Genomic DNA, 16,866 nt, shown 5'->3' with positions numbered 1-16,866 from the left:
TGCGTTGGTTGTTAGCGCGAGGCGAGCTCGCGTGTGAAACGGGTGATGGCCTCAAGTCCGTTGCCGGCGCGCCACGCGCCGGTCAGCTCGAGGTGGGGGAGGGCGGCGCCCGCTCCCGTATCGCGCTCGAGAGCGTTTGCGAGTGTCTCGAGGGCGGCTGTGTGGCCCGGGCCGGATTGGCGCATCGTGCCGGTCCAGTCGGTGAGGGCCCAGTCAGCAACGGTGAGGTCCGACGCCTGCAGGCCAAAAATCGCGGCCGCATCGTGAATGGCGAGCTCGGGGAACCGTTCGGCCCCTGGCAGGGTGCCGTCGGGGCCCGGGCTGTAGGAGAGCCGCACGACGTTTCGCCCTGGTTTCGAGGCCTCCGAGGCCCGGTGGATGTGCTCCCACTTGGCGCTCGCGTGAGTCAGGGCCTTAGCGCGGATCGAGGTGGCGGCGGGAGCGACGAGGACGCCGTTGCCGCGCGGCTTCGCATTCAATTCTGGGTTATCGAGCACGAGCGTGGCGAGGCGAACCGGGGTTGCAGACGCGAGAGGGATGAGGCTCGCAATGGTGGGTGCGGGTGCACTCAACAGGTGTCGCGCGATTTCGGGTCCCGTGGCGATTACGAGGCTGCGTGCCTTGAACTCGCGCGTGAAAGCTGCCGCTCGGGTCCCGGCAGTCACGGTCCAGGTGCCGTCGGTGCTCGACGCACGCAGTCCAAGCGCGGGGGTCTGGGTGAAGATCTGGCCCCCGTGCTCTTCGATGTCGCGCGCGAGTGCTTTCGGCAGCTCCGCCATCGACGGCGCGAGCGAATGCACCGCAGAACCGGAGCTTGAGCGCACCCCTCGCTTCTCGAGGATCTCCTCGATCGCTTTGCGCGCGCTCCCGAGCGCCTGCACCCTTTCGGGAAGTTTCGGCATGACGGCGCGCAGCTCGAGTTTCTCCGGGTCCGCGGAGTGCACGCCACGAATGATGGGAGCGACGAGGCGCTCGAGGACTTTTCTGCCGTAGCGCGCGGTGACGAATTCTGCGACTGTCACGGACTCTTCCGAGGCGCGAGAGGCGGGAACGAAACGCTCACACCACGCGCGCAGCGCTCCCCAGAACCCGAGGGCCTCACGCACATCCGCGGCGAGTGGGCGGGCGGGCATCCCTAGAACGGCATTGCGCGGGGAGGCGTACGCGTGCGTGTCTCCAACGATGAAGCTCGACCCCGTCGCCGGGGACACGACCTGCTTTTCGAGCCCGAGGTCTTTCACGAGCGAAAGCATGTTCCCGCCGCCGACAGCGAAGGCCTCCGCCCCCGTGTTCGCCTCGATTCCCTCGAGTGTGTGCGACCACACGGCTCCACCAACGTGGTCGCTGGCCTCGAGAAGAACAACAGTGTCGCCGCGCATCGCGCGTTCACGCGCGTAGATAAGCCCAGAAACTCCACCACCGACGACAACGGTGTCAAGCGTGCGCATTGCAGGTACTCCTACTGCTCGTGGATGAAGGCCACGAGATCGGTGAGGACATGCGGGTCCGTTTGAGGGGGTACCCCGTGGCCGAGGTTGACGACGTGCCCGGCAGCGGCGCGGCCCTCGCGCACGATGCGCTCGGCCTCGGTGAAGCGGGCTTTTTCCGAGGAGAACAGGAGGGCCGGGTCGAGGTTTCCCTGCAGGCCCGTGCCCGCCGGGAGGGTTTCAACGGCGGTGGGAATGGGGGTGCGGTGGTCGAGTCCGACGGTTGTCGCACCTGCCTCGAGGATGGCGGTGAGCATGTGCCCCGTGCCAACGCCAAAGTGGGTCCGGGGAACATCGAGGTCCTGGACGTAGGTGAAGGTACGCGTGGAAAAAGGCAGGACGTGGGTGCGGTAGGTGGCTTCGGAGAGAGACCCCGCCCACGAGTCGAAAAGCTGGACAGCGCTCGCACCAGCTTCGATCTGGGCGCGTAGAAACTCGCCCGAGATATCAGCGACCCACTGGGCGAGGCGGCCCCACAATTCGGGCTCGGCGCTCATCAGTGCGCGGGTGCGCAGGTGGTCGCGGCTCGGGCGCCCCTCAACCATGTAGCTCGCGACCGTAAATGGGGCACCGCAGAAACCGATCAGAGGGGTGGAACCGAGTTCCGCGACGGTAAGGCGCACGGCCTCACGAATCGGCTCGAGAGCGGTGCGGTAGACGTCGTCGACCGAGGGGAGCTTGTCAATATCCGCTTTTGAACGCACGGGGTGGGCGAGCACGGGCCCAACACCGGGTTCGATGCTCACGTCGATGCCCGCAAGCTTGAGCGGAACCATGATGTCGGAAAAGAAAATCCCGGCATCGACACCGTGCCTGCGCACCGGTTGAAGTGTGATTTCCGCGGCAAGCTCGGGCATGAGGCAGCTCTCGAGCATGCCGATGCCTTCGCGAACCTTGCGGTATTCGGGTAGGGAGCGCCCCGCCTGGCGCATGAACCACACACTTGGCGGCGCATCAGCAACGGCTGCCCCTCGCCCGGCTAGGCGTTGCACAAGAGCGCTCTCGCGCGGCGAAATCGAAGCTGTCATGGCATCACGTGAACGGTGAGAGAGAAGCAAAGTAGCGTGGTCATCGCCTCTATTGTGCCCGATGTCGATGAGAAAGACGTCCCAGCTGACTTAGGCTAGGTGCATGCTGATTGCCCTGAGAGCGACCCACGACAATCTCGGGCTCGATGGACTCGAGCGCGTCACCCGCGGATCGGTGCAGCTCGATGAACAGCTTGCCGCCCTTAACGAGGGCCACCCCGAACAGCCCCTCACCGGCTGGGTGTGCCTCGCGACGTGCAACAGGCTTGAAATCTACGCGGATGTTGACCTCTTCCACGACGCCATCGATCTCGTCACCCGCGCCGTTCACCACACGAGCGGCCTGCCGCGCGAGGAGGTCGCTCGCATGCTCGTTGTCGATGCCGGCATCATCTCGGCTCGGCACATGTACGAGGTTGCCGCAGGCATGAACTCCCAGGTGCTCGGTGAGGCCGAGATCACCGGCCAAGTACGGGCGAGCTTCACGAACGCCCTCGCTGCCGGGCACACCACCACGCTCCTCAACGACCTGTTTCAGGGGGCGCTGCGCACCGCAAAGCAAGTCACCTCGAAAACCAAGGTTGGAGCCGCCGGGCGAAGCTCCGTCGCGGTCGCCCTCGACTCCGCGCACCTCTTTCGGACCGAGCTCGAGGGGCGCGACGCTCTCCTGATCGGCACCGGTGCCATGGCCCGCGTGGCAAGCGCCGAGCTCCACCTCAGGGGAGTCGGCAGCCTTCACGTGTTTTCCCCCAGCGGCCGCGCCGAACAGTTTGCCGATTCGCACGGTGCCCTGCCGGTAGCGCCCGAGAATCTCGAAGCGACACTCGCAAAGGCCACCGTCGTCATTGCCGCCTCCGGCGGCGGCACGCATTCGATCGACGCTCCCATGCTCGCCCGCGCCCTTGAACAGCGGGCGACGAGCGAAGACCTCGTAATGCTGGACCTCGCGCTTCACAGCGACATCGAGCCCGCAGCGGCAACACTCCCGGGCGTGCGCGTCATCCCGCTCGAATCGATCAGAGCCGGCGAAAGCGGCCACGGCGAGATCACGCGCGCACGCGAACTGATCGACACCGGCGTCGTACGATTCGAAGAACGCCAGCAGATCCGCGCCGTCGACCCCGCCGTGAGCGCCCTGCGCCGAAGCGTCAAGGAGATGATCGTTCTCGAAGTGGACGAGGTGCGCCGAACCTCCGGCGAAGCCGCAGCCGAACAGGTGCAACGCTCGCTGGGGCGCGTCTACAACAAGTTCCTTCATTCCCCGATGGTGCGCGCGCAAGAGCTCGCCAAGACCGGCCAGGCTCATCAGTTCCTCGAAGCCGTCCACACAATTTTCGGGGTGGACGTCTCGGGAACACTAAGCGTCGATGGGACCGGGGCGCCGTCGGAACCGACCGCGCCCACAACAGACGGCCTCGAACGTCCGCCGATGACCGTTGCCACGATGGAGAACATGCGCCGCGAACTGGACGCGACGCAAGCCGCCGAGGCGCGGCAGGCCGCTCAGTCCACGACGCAGGGAGACCAGTATGTTTGACGACCGCGTTGAGATGAGCGAGGGTGCGAGCGAGCGCCTGCGCGCACTCCTGAGCGAGACGGCCGCCGCTTCAAGCGCGAGCGCCTTCGCGTCGCTTCCCGCGCTCCTCGTCCATGGGGACGACACCCCCGAGGTGATCCATGCGCGCATCGACCTGGCGCTCCTGTGTGCCGCCGAGGGGCTGCTCGATAGCGCCCTCTACCAGATCGACGAGCTCACCAAGGACGCCCGCCGCGTGCGGGACCTCTCCGGTGATGAGTCGATAGTCGAGCGCGCGGATGCGGCGCGCGACGCGATCGAAAACGCGGCGTAGCTACCAGGCGAACCCTTCGTTCGACAGCTGGTCATCCACGATGCCGGCCATTGTCGCTGCGTAGGTGGCGGTCACGTGGCGCTCGTCAAGGAACACGTATGTGTTCCCGATGATCGGTTTGCACTGTGCGTCGGGGCAGATGCTCTGGTTCAGGTCGAGAGCGAAAAACCCACCGTTTGCGATAGCTTCTCCGTCAGGCCGGTCCGAGATTATCGAGGGATCGATCTCCTCAACGCAGTTTTCGCTCGGGGCTTCCGCGTGCTCGATTGCGCACGACGAGAGATTGGTCTTGAGTCGCGGAATGTCTCGCGTGGCGATAACCGCGATCCCCGCGTCCCGCAATTTCGCCGCGATGTCGAGAGCGCCCTGATTGACGACTTCATCGCCGTTTTCATCAACGTAAGTCGTTTGAAGGGCAACCGCCGAAGGGTGAAGTGAGAGCAGGTAAGCCGTTGCCTGCGTCGTGAACGGCTCACACCGGTCGTGGTTATTCATTCCAACTGCGCAGCCAGGCGCGGTAAGTTCCATGACGTCCCAGCCGTGTTTGTGTGCAGTGGGGAGAATTGCGGCGGAAGTTTGCTCCATGCGCGAATTTCCCATGACTACGAGCATGTTGTTGCCCGTGATTCGACCTTGACGCGAAGTGTTGCACGAGGCGCCCTTCCATTCTTTGGTATCGGGTGCCCCCTCTTTTTGACAGGGCGGTCCCGCATCAAACCAGTCATTGGGAAGGTCCGCTTCGGTTGGCAAAATCGTGACATTAGGGTCGTTTGTAGGGTCGTAGAGATTTTCGTCGTTGAGTACCTCTGCACCGGGGTTGTTGATCTCGGCGGCAAGTTCAAGCTTCTTTGCCTTTGCGTCGAGAACACTTTGCGCGATGACTACGGGGGTCAGACCAATAGCTACAGTCACCAGCGCGACCGCGACCGACCTGTGGGTCTTGGCGCCAGCCCACTTCCACCGTCGGAATGGGGTGTCCACGAATTTCGTGATGAGCCACGCGAGCGCGAGGCTCGCGATCACGAGGACTACACCTAGCCAGAACGGCGCCTTGGGAATCTCGAGAACTTGTAGCGTCAGCACGAGCAGCGGCCAGTGGGCGAGGTAGAGCCCGTACGAAATGCCCCCAAGCTTCTGGAGGGGCTTTGAGCTGAGGATGGGGTTGTAGCCCATCACCATGATGAATGCTGCTGCCGAGAGTGGCCAGATCGCAAGCCACCCGGGAAATTTCCCGGCGACGTCCACGAGCATTCCCATCGAGACGAGCGCGAGAACGCCCAGCATTGACAAGGCGAACCGCCACGGCCGCCCTTTCGGGCTGTTGGGGTGGAGCGTGTCGGTGCGTTCGGCGATCAGGGGGAGAGCGATTGCCACGAGCCCGCCGAGGCCGAATTCCCAGAAGCGGGCGAACGTGTCAAAGTAGGCGGTTTGCTGGTCCGCGGAAGTTTCAATCACCGACCAAATGAAACTTGCGAGAGTAATGGCGCCGATCGCGATGCCACTTGTGCCCCACACGCGGATGTTGTGCTGGTGCTGGCTCTTTGGCGGGAAACGCCTCTCCCATGCCTTGAGGACAAGTGCCAAAAGAGCGAACAGCAGCGGCCAGGCAAGGAACACCTGCCCCTGGATGGAGAGCGACCAGAAGTGTTGGAACGGGCTAGCGGCAGTGCGGTCGGCAGCGTAATAATCGGTTGCCTGATTGATCAGCCACCAGTTCTCACCCTGAATGAGAGTGAAGAACGCATCCTTGAGCATCGGTACGTACGAACTTGGCGGCAAGAAGATGTAGGTTGCTGCCAAGATTGCGAAGGTCACGACGACCGTTGGTGGAAGTAGCCGCTTAAACGTCCTGCCCCAATACCCAACGGCAGCGATGGGCTTTCCGGTCTCCATACGGCGCACGAATGTTCCGGTGAGGAAGTAAGCGGAGATGAAGAGGAAAACGTCAACTCCGCCGGAAACGCGCCCCACGAAAACGTGGTAGATCACAACGAGGAAGACCGCGAGCCCTCTGAGCCCGTGGACGTCAGTTCGAAAGACTCGCTGTTCCTTCGGGAGGTCAGCTCGATGCGTGGGAGATGACGTTGCGGTATTAGACATGAACACGTTTCGGTAGGGAGTGGGGCTGCCCGCTTGAGATCACGGGGTGAAGAGGACCTCGGGGGAGAGGACCGCCTTTGCGGCCAGGTACAGATCATACGGGTCTGAGACCGCTGTGAGTTCGCGGCACGAGTGCATTGAGAGGATCGGAACACCGACATCGACCGTCGTCATGCCGAGACGTGTCGCGGTGATGGGGCCGATCGTCGAGCCGCACGGCATGGAATTGTTGGATACAAATTCCTGGTATTGGATGCCGGCATGGGCGCATGCACGAGCCCAAAATGCGGCGCCGTGAGCGTCGGTAGCATAGCGCTGGTCGGCGTTGATTTTCAGGATGGGGCCCCGTCCAGCAACGGGCTGGTTGGCCGGGTCGTGACGTTCGGGGTAATTCGGGTGGATCGAATGTCCGACATCTGACGAGACCACGATCGAGCGGTTGAATGCGCGCCTGCGTTCTTCATCATTTGCGCCGAGTGCGGCGTAAAGCCGGGCGAGAACGTCCTCGAGGAACGGGCCGGCAGCTCCGGATCGACTCGCTGAGCCGACCTCCTCGTGATCGTTGGCAACGAAAAGCGCAATCGGCGCGTCGTCGCGGCTTTTATGCTCAGCCATTGCGCGCATGCCGGCGAAGGTCGAAAGGAGATTGTCGAGCCGTGCGCTCGCGAGGAACTCCTTGCGTGCGCCGATGAGTTGCGGCTCCTGGGCATCGACAGTCACGATGTCGTATCCAGCGATGTCCTGTGGGTTTACGCCTGCAGTGGCGGCGAGATCGGCCAGCACGTCGTGCTCAGCGCCCTCCGCAAGCCCCGTGATGGGTTGAAGGTGTTTTTGAGGGTCGAGCTTGAGCCCTTCGCGATTCACCGCCCGATCTAGATGGACGGCAAGTTGCGGAACTCGAAGGTATGGTCCCGTGTGGACGAGGGCTTCTTCACCGTTCGTGAGAACGACGCGGCCGGCCAGTTTGAGGTCGCGATCAAGGAATGAATTGAACAGCGCCCCGCCGTATACCTCGACACCAACTTGAGTGAAACCGTGCGCGGCGATCGAGCTTTTGGGTTTGAGTTTGAGCGCCGGGGAATCGGTGTGGGCGCCAAAAATCCGCAGAGGCGTCGTTTCGGTTGCGCCCGAGGGAATATCGAAAGCGATCACCGAACCGTCGCGACGCACGAGGTATCGGCTACCACGAGCGATGCCGGCCCAATCCTCGCCTTCACTAAGTTCGGTGAACCCCGCGTCAACCAGGGATTCGCTTACGGTTGCCACAGCGTGAAACGAGCTCGGAGACTGGGTCACGAACTGTCCGAGCTCGGTGGCAAAAACAGTTGCGGCTTCAATGTTGTGGGCGGTCAAGGTTGAACTCCTTGGAGGTGGTAGGCGTGCCGGCACGGCCGAGGGTGCACAAGGCACATCGCGTCACGCATGCGGCTCTCCGGTAGACTCGCCGTCGTGCAAAAGAGTCAGCAGAATCCAGCCCCGCGCACCTCTATTATCATGCCAGTTTACGGCACCGAGGCTACGGTGGTGCGTGCGATTGAGTCTGTGCAAGCCCAGACGGATAGCGACTGGGAACTGATCATTGTGAACGACTGCAGTCCGGATAACGCCCGAAGCGTCATCCTTGACTACCTTGGTACGTGCGGTGATGAACGAATCAGGTTTATCGAGAACGAGAAGAACTTGACTCTTCCTGGCGCGCGCAATGTTGGAATTCGTGAGTCTCGTGGAGAATGGCTAGCGTTCCTAGACTCCGATGATGCGTACCGCCCGACCTTCCTTGAGCGCATGCATGAGGCTGCTTCGTCTGACGTTGATATCGTCACTTGCGCGCACACCGTTGTCGGCCTTGATGGGCAGCCAAAGCGAGATCGACTTAAAGGCGACCCGGGAATTTACGCTGGAAAGCAAGCGCAGGATCTGTTGCTCATCGATCGGTTCTCGCAGTATGCGTGGGACAAAATTTTCCGTAGATCTGCGGTTGTTGAGGCAGAGTTTCCGATCATTAACCGTCTCGAGGATGCCGGCTACACTGCGAAGGTTCTCGGATTGGCGCGAAACGTCCGTGTAATCGATGACGCGCTTCATCTCTACACTGTGAACGAGAATTCGATTACCTGGAGTTCGGTGCCGCCAATGGGTGAGTCAGCCAAGTTTCTTGACTATCTGCGGGATGTCCTCAAGAACCAGCGGGGCTCTGGCGACGTTGAGCCTGGTTATTCGACGTGCTGGGTCAATACCTACCTCAATGCAGGACACGCAGCGCTGCGCCTCCTTGAAGGTAGCGAGCAGCAGAGGTACATGAAGGAGCTCAGACAGAGGTTGAACTTCGCAGCGATCGCGAGAACCACAAGAAAACGCCCAACGTTTGCGGTAGCTGCGATGCTCATGAAGGTGAGTCCTCGACTGTATGGTTCGTTATATTCCACTTATGCGCGAAAACAGTATGGTGTTTCTCAAGAATCATGACTCGCAAGAAGGAATGAACTTTCTTTGGTTAAATTCAGACCGTAAAACATTTCTGTAGGTACTAGGGTCTTTTGGGTCCTGGATTTCCAGGTCGAGAAATTGTTCTTCTTGATAACAAGGTGTGGTGACGACGGTGAATAGTCCGCGAACCTCGATAATTATGCCCGTTTACAAAACGGGGCCGAGCGTTCTTCCCGCAATTGCCTCTGTTCAATCCCAGACGGACGAGGATTGGGAGCTAGTAGTAGTGGTTGACGCTTCTCCAGATGATGCACTTGAGAAGATCATGCAACATCTCCATGACATGCCGGATGCTCGTGTGAAGGTCATCGTGTTCGAGGAAAACCGTGGCGTGTCGGCAGCGCGAAATGCGGGGCTGAGTAATGCTGCTGGAGAGTGGGTTGCGTTTCTTGATTCAGATGACACTTATGAGCCTACCTTCCTCGCAGATCTCCACGAACTAGCTCGAGTAGCGAACGCGGATATTGTGTCGTGCGGGCATAAAGTTATTGGTGCTGACGGGGGGCAAAAGCTTCGGGAGCCTGTGGAACTGGGGGGGTGTACGGGTTTGCATGCGGCCACAAAAATGCTTAGTGGTTCGTTCACGCCATTCCTGTGGGACAAGCTGTTTAGCTCTCGCATTATTGAGGGGCTTCGGTTTTCGGAAGAGATTCATCGCGCTGAGGACGCGCTCTTTGTGCTTCAAGCGCTTATGAACGCGCGGCGAGTTAGCGTCATCGAAAACCCGCTTTATCGCTACTCGATTGATGCGGGAGGGCTCACGTGGGGGAGAGTAACCCCGGTTGCCGAAAGTGACCGTCTGATCGCGCTCATGGCGGATGCTACACGCACACGTGTAGATGCTCCGCAGCTACACGATGCGCTGACTGTCTCGAAGGTCCTGACTTACCTCAACAATGCTCAACAGGTACTCGTAGCTGCGCCGGACTCTTCCGGTACCGCACTCAAGGAAATCCGCCAGCGAATCTCCTTTCGCGAAGCGCTGACCTGCCTCAAAGTGCGCCCAGTGTTCGGTGCCGCAGCGCTACTACTCAAAGTTTCGCCGTCTCTCTACAGAATTCTCTACGGGGCCTATATTAAACGCCGCTATGGCGTAAACATGCGTTCGGTCTAACTCGCTGCTAGATCCAAGCTATGGGCGTTGCCGGACGCCCTCTTCATCGCTGCCAGATGCGTCAAAAACCCTGCCGCAGGCCCGCAATACAAGGCGACAAGAACCTTCGGGATAATGCCGACCGGCACCGCAAAAAGTAGGACCGTCGTCACGAGAGCAGCAATGACCCAGCCAGTGAGATAGATCCGGTGAAGATCGAGGGCGAGCACAGCGGTCCCAGACAGTACCAAGAGGGCCATGATCGCAGAACCGAACGCAAGCGCCGCGAGCACAGGACCGTTGGCGACCGAAAGATAAGCGGCTTCTGCCTCTGCTTTCGGTGGATAGATCAGAAGGAAAAGCCAAGGACCCAAAAAGAACGCGGCAAGCGCCCCGGCAGCACCAACACCAAGCAGCGCGCCAGCCGGACGAGCGAACGCCGCAAGCGGGCGGTGGCGCTGGCGCAAAAACGCCGCGATAGCGACACCCTGAAATGCCTGGAGCGGAATCATGATCGGAGACCGGCAAATCGACACGGCTAGGATCAGTGCCCCCATGACGAGGAACGTATGCGAACCCGTAGGTGCATCTTCGCTCGCGTTGAGAATGACCGGGAACCCAGTCATCAAGACAGCCGAAGCCGTGGACGACCCCATAGCGATGAAGACATTTCGCATGAGCCTGCCATAAGGGACATCAGCGCGCGCACGAATGATCTTTCGCGTGCCCGGATGCACCGCTGCCAGCGCGACCCACAACAGAATTGGCGAGATCGCCGCCGCCTCCATCCCAAGCAGCGAAGCAGCGAGGAGAGAGACAGCCGCGAGCGCGGCGAGGCGCCAAAGCGCTTCCCCACCACCAAAAATAGAAAAAAGGAGCCACTTCTGAGAACCCGCAGCCGCCCCACTAAACGCAGCATGAAACGCATACAGTGCGACTCCTAGCGCCAAGAGCGCGACCGATGCGGTGGTGTTTGTTGGCAGTGTGGATTTTCCCCACAACGGGGAAGTAGCTATCGTCGCGATCGCGCATAGACCGCCGACCGTTGCCGCTGCCAAAACGACAGGAGCTCCATCGGTTGATTGTGAAAGGCGCGCGGCTCCTACTGCACGAGTGACTTCCTGCTGAATTCCGGCAACGACACCAAAAATCCCAAACTGCACCGACCAAAACAGGAGGAACTCGGTGACTTCGGCCGGTTCGAGATACCGGTTCGCGAGCCATGTGGCCAGGAGAGCGGAGACTGCTGCGCACGCTGACGCGACCAGAATTGCGGCAGAATCACGCTTCGTGACAGTGGGAGTGTCGCTCTTACTTGACGGCATGCGTGGCGAGGTTCTTGACGCCCTGCCACTTTTTAGCCAAAGCGGCCTTCGGCAAGAGCCTAAGAGCGTGAAGTCGCGACGAAAGGTGTACTCGCGCTGCTCGTGCGGCCTTAGGCCAGCCCTTCGCGGTCATCTCATCAGCCATCTGGTTAAAGAACGCCCGCTCCTCGTCGAAGCGGGTACCTTCGAGGGCGCGCCACGACGAATCCGAACCGCCATGACGGCGATACATGAAAGCAACCGTCGGATCGTAGAACAGGCCACCGTTATGCATAGCGACATCAAGCACGAGAGCTGCATCCTGAACAACGTTCAGGCCCTTACGGAAGCCGATCTTGGTGATCGTACTTGCCTTCCACCCAAGCGAGGGGAAGTAGAGCCAGTTGCCACGCAGAATTGACGTGGCGAGCTCCTCGCCGCGCAGCACCACAGCCGTCGACGGGCGGTAATGGTCTTTTACTCGCTCCACGAGAGTGTTCGAGAGAGCATTGTGCTCATCGATCACCACACAGCCGGGCTGGAAAATTTCGGCGTCGGGGTTCGCAGACGCAGCTTCAACGAGCCAGTCAATATAGTTCGGGAGCATCACGTCGTCGGCACCCATGACCGTCACCAGGTCATTTTCCACGAAGCTCAAGGCCTTTGTGTAGTTCCCGTTCGCACCGAGGTTCTTCTCGTTGCGCATGTAGGTAATGCGGGAATCGTCGAGGGACTCGAACCAGCCGGGGATCGAGTCATCAGGGTAGCCATCGTCAACGACAACCAGTCGCCAGTCGGGGTTGGTCTGCCCAATGATCGAGCGGACTGCCTGCTTCATCAGCGCGACATCACCGTAGAAAGGGAACAGAATGTCAACTGTCATGTTCGACTCCAAAATGTTGTGAAGACAAAAATTCGTAGGGTGTATCAGGCATTGCAGCCGGTCACTTTATAGAGGGATGCGTTGCCGTTCTGAAGAACGAGCTCGAGTTTTTTGGCCTTCTCCAGATGCTGCAGGCCAGGATAGGCGGCGTAGGTGAAGTCAATCTCGGGACCGGAGAAGTACATGACATGAGTGTAACCGCCCGCTTTGAGGGCCTCGCACACGATTGGATCGGTATCGATTTCGTTCAGGTGTTTGACGAGGTACACGTCAGCGCGGGACTCATACGCCAATAAGTGACGCGTGGAAATGTTGACGCCGGAGAACGCGTACGAAAGGGCTTCACCGCGCCATGGATTCGCAAAGATTTTATCGTTCGGCCCCACGACTCCCGGGAGTTGAGTCATAAAAACCAGCTCTTGTCGGTTGACCGAGTTGGTTCTTGCTCCGAGGGTGTAGGTTTTTTCGACTCGATCAATGAACGAGTCCATCATCGGGTTCGCCTGCGAGGTGGTGACGAGAACGGCAGCAACGACCGCCGCGAGGCCGGTGCGTCGTAAGGGAGTGCGAGCGATGACCCGCGAAGTTCTCGCGATCCACTTGCATGCGTATCCCACGCCAATAGCGGCAGCGGGAATGAGGAAGAGCCCCATCTGCGCATACAGGCGAGGAACATCCGAATACCACACTCCAACGAGGGCGCGGCGGCCGGGACCCATAGGCCACGAAGCGGCGACAACCCAGAGGAAGGCCGAAACTGCCCAAAGCATAAGGGGGAGGTAGAACCGAGTCCGGAGCGCGCCAACAATCGCGAGCACTGTCAAGATTAAGGCGATGTGTTGGGGGATTCCGTTGACAGTGTTATGGATAAGGGTTGAACCTACCGCACCGACGGTATCAGTGATGGGGCCCCAGGTTTCGGCGGCCTCACCGGGCGGGCGAATTTTGATCCATGCAATCACGGTGATCGCCCCCAATAGTAGGGCGGTCCCGGAAAGCAATAGGGTTGGCCGCAAGGGACGACGGTTCACGGCAAAACGCACGCCTAAGTAGACGGCTATGAGTGTTGACCCCACGAGCATCATGAGTGCTGCTGTCGGGTGGGCGAACGCAGCCCCGGCAGAACCCAGCGCACCGATGCCAAAGACCTGGATTTTTGACATATTGAGACGCTTCGCCTGCCCTACAAGAGCCAGAAAGGGAACGTAGAGAGAGGGGAGCAGGCAGTAGCCCAGAAGATTCGGGTAGAGAACACCATGCTCCACGAACGTCAGAGGAAATGCCGGAAGAGCGGCGAGCACGACTCCGGTTGGCAAGAGCGTGTAACGCAGCAAGTTTCCAGGGGTGAGAACGTATACGAGGGCCATCATCGAAACTGGCCAAATGACGCACACGGTGGCGATGATCGTGGCATTGGTCAGGAGCGAGACGTGGTGGACGCCGGTGGTGAGGCCGATGAGTGAGGCAATGCCATGCCAGGCCGCAGGATAAAAGTGCGATGCCCAGCTTGCAGATGTCATCGCCTGCGCGTCGAGGCTCGAAGCATTGTGATGCTCCAGAATCCACCGCACTTCATTGAGGTGGAAGACCGCATCGAACGCCTGCGAAAAAGCGTAGGGAGTGCCGAGGATGTTCCTCACGTGGCGGAGCATGAGCGCGAACGATCCCACGATTGTGATGAGCGCGAGGATAGGTGGAGACAGCAGGCGGGTGCGCCAAGAGGCTCGAACCTTACGTCGGCTCGTCACGGGAATTCCCCGTTTCTTCTGCAGGAGAAGACGGAGGCCAAAGCCGCTTAGAGCGCACACGACGGTAAGGAGACCAACGGGGAGGGGGCCCCAGCCTATGCCGGCGAACGGCGCAAGAATTGCGGCGGCAACAATGAGTCCTACGGATGAAAGCGGGCTCAGCAAAAAGGCGGTGATACGGCGGCATCCGAGCGCGATGTTCACGAGAAAACCTGGCATGGTCACCCACAGGCACGCGACGATCGCGGGGAGCAGGAGTGGTTGCCAGGTCATGAGCCGCCTCGGATAGTGAATGTTAACGAACTGCGGGGCAAAGCCCACGCACGAGCGTACATGCTACAGGCAGCATTAATCCGTCAGCTCGAGGGTGACGTGTGTTGCTTGGGCAGAATCTATGGCCTGCTACCGTCGGCCCCTAATCCTCCCGTGTTTGATCCGAGCCGGATTCCGAGTTGCTCGAATCTGGCCGATACCTCCTTCGCGATCCCGCTTGTGAAGACGCGAGTGAGGTGGTTGTCGTCCATGTACACGTAGGCGTTGCCTTGAATGGGGGCGCAGTGCCCGTCCGGGCAGATCAGGTCGCTGATATCCATGCGGAAAACCCTGGCCCCGCCCGCGCCGCTCATGTTGTCGAGCACCTCGCTCGGGTCGGTCGATGCGAGCTTGGTGCTGAGGTCGGCGCCGCATGCTTGATCGGCGAGCTCCGGGGTGCCGCCTGCGTCAATAACGGCTTCGGCGCACGTGTAGAGGCTCGTGGGCCAGCGCGGCGCATCGCGGACGGCGAGAACGTTGACGCCTTTGTCGAGGACAGCCTGGATGCCTTCGCGAGTGCCCGGTGGGACGGTTTCCTCCGTCCCGGTCGGGGTCGCCGCGGTCGATGTCATGAGTACGAGATCGGGGTGGTGTGTATCGATGGCTTTCATGACCTGGTCGAAGTACCCCTTGCAGTATTCGCCGTCACCCAGCATGGAGTCTTCGCGGAATGGGCACGCGTTCTTGGTGAAGTTGATGATCTGCCAGTTCTTGGCCTTCGCTTCGTCGAGGATTGTGGGGATGAACTGGCGTGAGTGAGACGAGCCGACGACGAGTACGGTTGCGCTGGCTTTGGAGCCGAGCGGCCGGAGGGTTTCACACGGAATGTCCTTCGTGGCGACGAGCACTCCCGAGGGGTCATCGCACAGGTGTGGAAGGTTCGGCCACTGGCCGTCCAGCTCGAAGCCCTTCGGGCTAAGGGTATTCGGGTTGAAGGTCGCCGTGAGGGCGTTCGAGTTCTCGGTTGCACCGGCGGTGATGGGGGCCGACGTTTGCTGGCTCGCGAGGTAGCCACGGAGCCCGAGAGCGCCGCCAAGAACGAGCGCGAGGCACGTACCGATCACCGTGAGGGAGCGCCACCAGGGGGCGGTCTTCCACGCGGGCTTGCGGAAGCGTGAATCGACGATCGTCGAGAGGACCCACGCGAGGGCCATGCTCCCGAGGATGACGATGAGGCCGTCGAGGGCGCCTGCGCGCTTTTGCCCGGAGTGGGCGAGCCACAGGATGAGGATCGGCCAATGGACGAGGTAGAGGCTGTAGGAACTCGACGCGAGTGCCCGCGGCAGCTTCATCGTGAGAACGCGGTCGAATCCCCACGAGGTTCCGGAATAGCCGGCGATGATGATGAGGCCCGCGCCTGTGAGCGGCCACAGGGCGATCCAGCCGGGGAAGAGCCCCTGGACGTTGAGCACGATCCCAAGCGACACGAGCAGGGCGAAGCCGGCCCAACCGGCGAGTGCGCGCAGCGTGCGGTGGCGGGGTGCCTCGGGCGATCCGGGGCGGGCGGACCCGAGCAGACGATCGAGGGTGGGAAGGGCGAGCGCGAGCAGTGTTCCGCACGCGACCTCCCACGCGCGCGCGGGCGTGGAGAAGTAGGCTGCCGACTGGTGCGTTGCCGTGTAGTAGATAGAAAAGACGAATGACGCGGCCGCGATCACGGAGAAGAATCCGAAGGCTACGCGGCGCGGATGCGCGCTCTTTCTCGCGGCAAATTTAGCGGCGATGAACAGGAGCGGCCACGTGAGAAACACCTGCCCTTGGAGCGAGAGTGACCAGAAGTGCTGCAGCGGCGAGGCAGTCGAGGCATCAAGCGCGTAGTAGTCAACGCTCGTGATCGACAACCAAATATTTTGGACGTAGGTCGCGGACGCAATCGCGTGCGAGATCACGGTTTGCCACGAGGATTCGGGCAGGATCAGGAAGCTGCCGAGGAGCGTACCGAGGATTGCGATGGTTGCGGGCGGCATGAGCCTCGTGAAGGTCCGCAGCCAGTACCGCACCGGCCCGAAGGGCTTGCGTGCATCGAGACGCCGCGCAAACGAGGAACCGAGGAGAAACGCGGAGATGAAAAGAAAGACGTCGACCCCACCAGAGACGCGCCCGAGCCACACGTGGTAGATCACGATCATGAGCACGCTGACGGCGCGAAGGCCCTCGATTTCGGGGCGGAAGTGCGAGGGCTTGGACGCGTTCGCGGGAGTGGTCTGGGGGCGAGTGTCAGGGGCGGGGGAGTCCGACGCCTGCTCGGCAACCTGGGGTTCCTGGTACCACACGAACGGCTCGCCGGTGTCTTCGGCGGCGCCCCACGCGGCGATGTCTTCGCTTTCGCGCTCTTCGGCCTCCTGCACCCACGAGAAGTCGTCGAGGGGCTCGAGCGCGGATTCTTGCGCGTCTTGAACGAAATCCTCAAGCGAGAAGCTGGGGGCGTCTTCGCCCGGTGAATGGGCACGGTGCCCGCGTGCGTTCGCCATGTGCCCTTCCAGAGGAGTAATTGTGGAACGGTACAGCACTTTACCGGGTGCGGGCGGCGGTGCCACCTCTCGCCGTGTCGACTGCGGGCGCGGGGTCGTGGGA

At 61.1% G+C, this 16,866-nt stretch carries 12 protein-coding genes; 4 read left to right on the top strand and 8 right to left on the bottom strand.

Features of this window, described 5'->3' with window-relative positions; all coding sequences use genetic code 11:
- Positions 1-11: 11 nt before the first annotated feature.
- Both hemG and hemE read right to left on the bottom strand, forming a co-directional pair.
- A complete protein-coding gene (gene hemG, locus HMPREF3157_RS00320) occupies positions 12-1,448 on the bottom strand; it encodes a protoporphyrinogen oxidase (RefSeq protein ID WP_016663326.1) in 1,437 nt (478 codons plus the stop codon).
- An 11-nt stretch (positions 1,449-1,459) separates the two neighbouring features.
- Positions 1,460-2,515, bottom strand: a complete 1,056-nt coding sequence (gene hemE, locus HMPREF3157_RS00315) for a uroporphyrinogen decarboxylase (protein WP_016663325.1) — start codon at positions 2,513-2,515, stop codon at positions 1,460-1,462.
- Between the two features lie 103 nt (positions 2,516-2,618).
- Between hemE and HMPREF3157_RS00310 the strand changes: the two genes are divergently transcribed.
- The gene (locus HMPREF3157_RS00310) at positions 2,619-4,052 is read left to right on the top strand and encodes a glutamyl-tRNA reductase (protein WP_016663324.1); all 1,434 of its coding nucleotides are present in this window, start codon (positions 2,619-2,621) and stop codon (positions 4,050-4,052) included.
- A complete protein-coding gene (locus tag HMPREF3157_RS00305; RefSeq protein ID WP_016663323.1) occupies positions 4,045-4,365 on the top strand; it encodes a hypothetical protein in 321 nt (106 codons plus the stop codon). The genes HMPREF3157_RS00310 and HMPREF3157_RS00305 overlap by 8 nt, the downstream gene beginning before the upstream one ends.
- Here HMPREF3157_RS00305 and HMPREF3157_RS00300 read toward each other — a convergent pair whose 3' ends face one another.
- Both HMPREF3157_RS00300 and HMPREF3157_RS00295 read right to left on the bottom strand, forming a co-directional pair.
- The gene (locus HMPREF3157_RS00300; protein ID WP_016663322.1) at positions 4,366-6,465 is read right to left on the bottom strand and encodes an acyltransferase family protein; all 2,100 of its coding nucleotides are present in this window, start codon (positions 6,463-6,465) and stop codon (positions 4,366-4,368) included. It abuts the gene before it with no gap.
- Positions 6,466-6,504: 39 nt separating this feature from the next.
- Positions 6,505-7,818, bottom strand: coding sequence for a M18 family aminopeptidase (locus HMPREF3157_RS00295; protein ID WP_016663321.1), 1,314 nt, complete (start codon positions 7,816-7,818; stop codon positions 6,505-6,507).
- Positions 7,819-7,914: 96 nt separating this feature from the next.
- Between HMPREF3157_RS00295 and HMPREF3157_RS00290 the strand changes: the two genes are divergently transcribed.
- Both HMPREF3157_RS00290 and HMPREF3157_RS00285 read left to right on the top strand, forming a co-directional pair.
- A complete protein-coding gene (locus HMPREF3157_RS00290; protein WP_168161666.1) occupies positions 7,915-8,931 on the top strand; it encodes a glycosyltransferase family 2 protein in 1,017 nt (338 codons plus the stop codon).
- A 124-nt stretch (positions 8,932-9,055) separates the two neighbouring features.
- Entirely contained in the window at positions 9,056-10,066 is a 1,011-nt protein-coding gene (locus HMPREF3157_RS00285) for a glycosyltransferase family 2 protein (RefSeq protein WP_083287987.1), read from the top strand.
- Here the strand turns inward: HMPREF3157_RS00285 and HMPREF3157_RS00280 are convergent.
- The 4 genes from HMPREF3157_RS00280 to HMPREF3157_RS00265 all read right to left on the bottom strand — a co-directional run bounded on the left by HMPREF3157_RS00280 (position 10,063) and on the right by HMPREF3157_RS00265 (position 16,763).
- Entirely contained in the window at positions 10,063-11,103 is a 1,041-nt protein-coding gene (locus HMPREF3157_RS00280; protein ID WP_246816464.1) for a hypothetical protein, read from the bottom strand. The two genes, HMPREF3157_RS00285 and HMPREF3157_RS00280, sit on opposite strands and share 4 nt — an antisense overlap.
- 253 nt (positions 11,104-11,356) lie before the next feature.
- On the bottom strand, positions 11,357-12,232 hold the full coding sequence (locus tag HMPREF3157_RS00275; protein ID WP_016663317.1) for a glycosyltransferase family 2 protein: 876 nt from the start codon (positions 12,230-12,232) through the stop codon (positions 11,357-11,359).
- A 44-nt stretch (positions 12,233-12,276) separates the two neighbouring features.
- Positions 12,277-14,253, bottom strand: coding sequence for a DUF6541 family protein (locus HMPREF3157_RS00270; RefSeq protein WP_016663316.1), 1,977 nt, complete (start codon positions 14,251-14,253; stop codon positions 12,277-12,279).
- A 119-nt stretch (positions 14,254-14,372) separates the two neighbouring features.
- Entirely contained in the window at positions 14,373-16,763 is a 2,391-nt protein-coding gene (locus tag HMPREF3157_RS00265) for an acyltransferase family protein (RefSeq protein WP_070435198.1), read from the bottom strand.
- Positions 16,764-16,866 lie beyond the last annotated feature (103 nt).

Origin of the sequence: Dermabacter sp. HMSC06F07 (assembly GCF_001807345.1) — a bacterium.
Lineage (GTDB): Bacteria > Actinomycetota > Actinomycetes > Actinomycetales > Dermabacteraceae > Dermabacter > Dermabacter hominis.
This window is presented reverse-complemented; position numbering and strand designations above follow the sequence as displayed.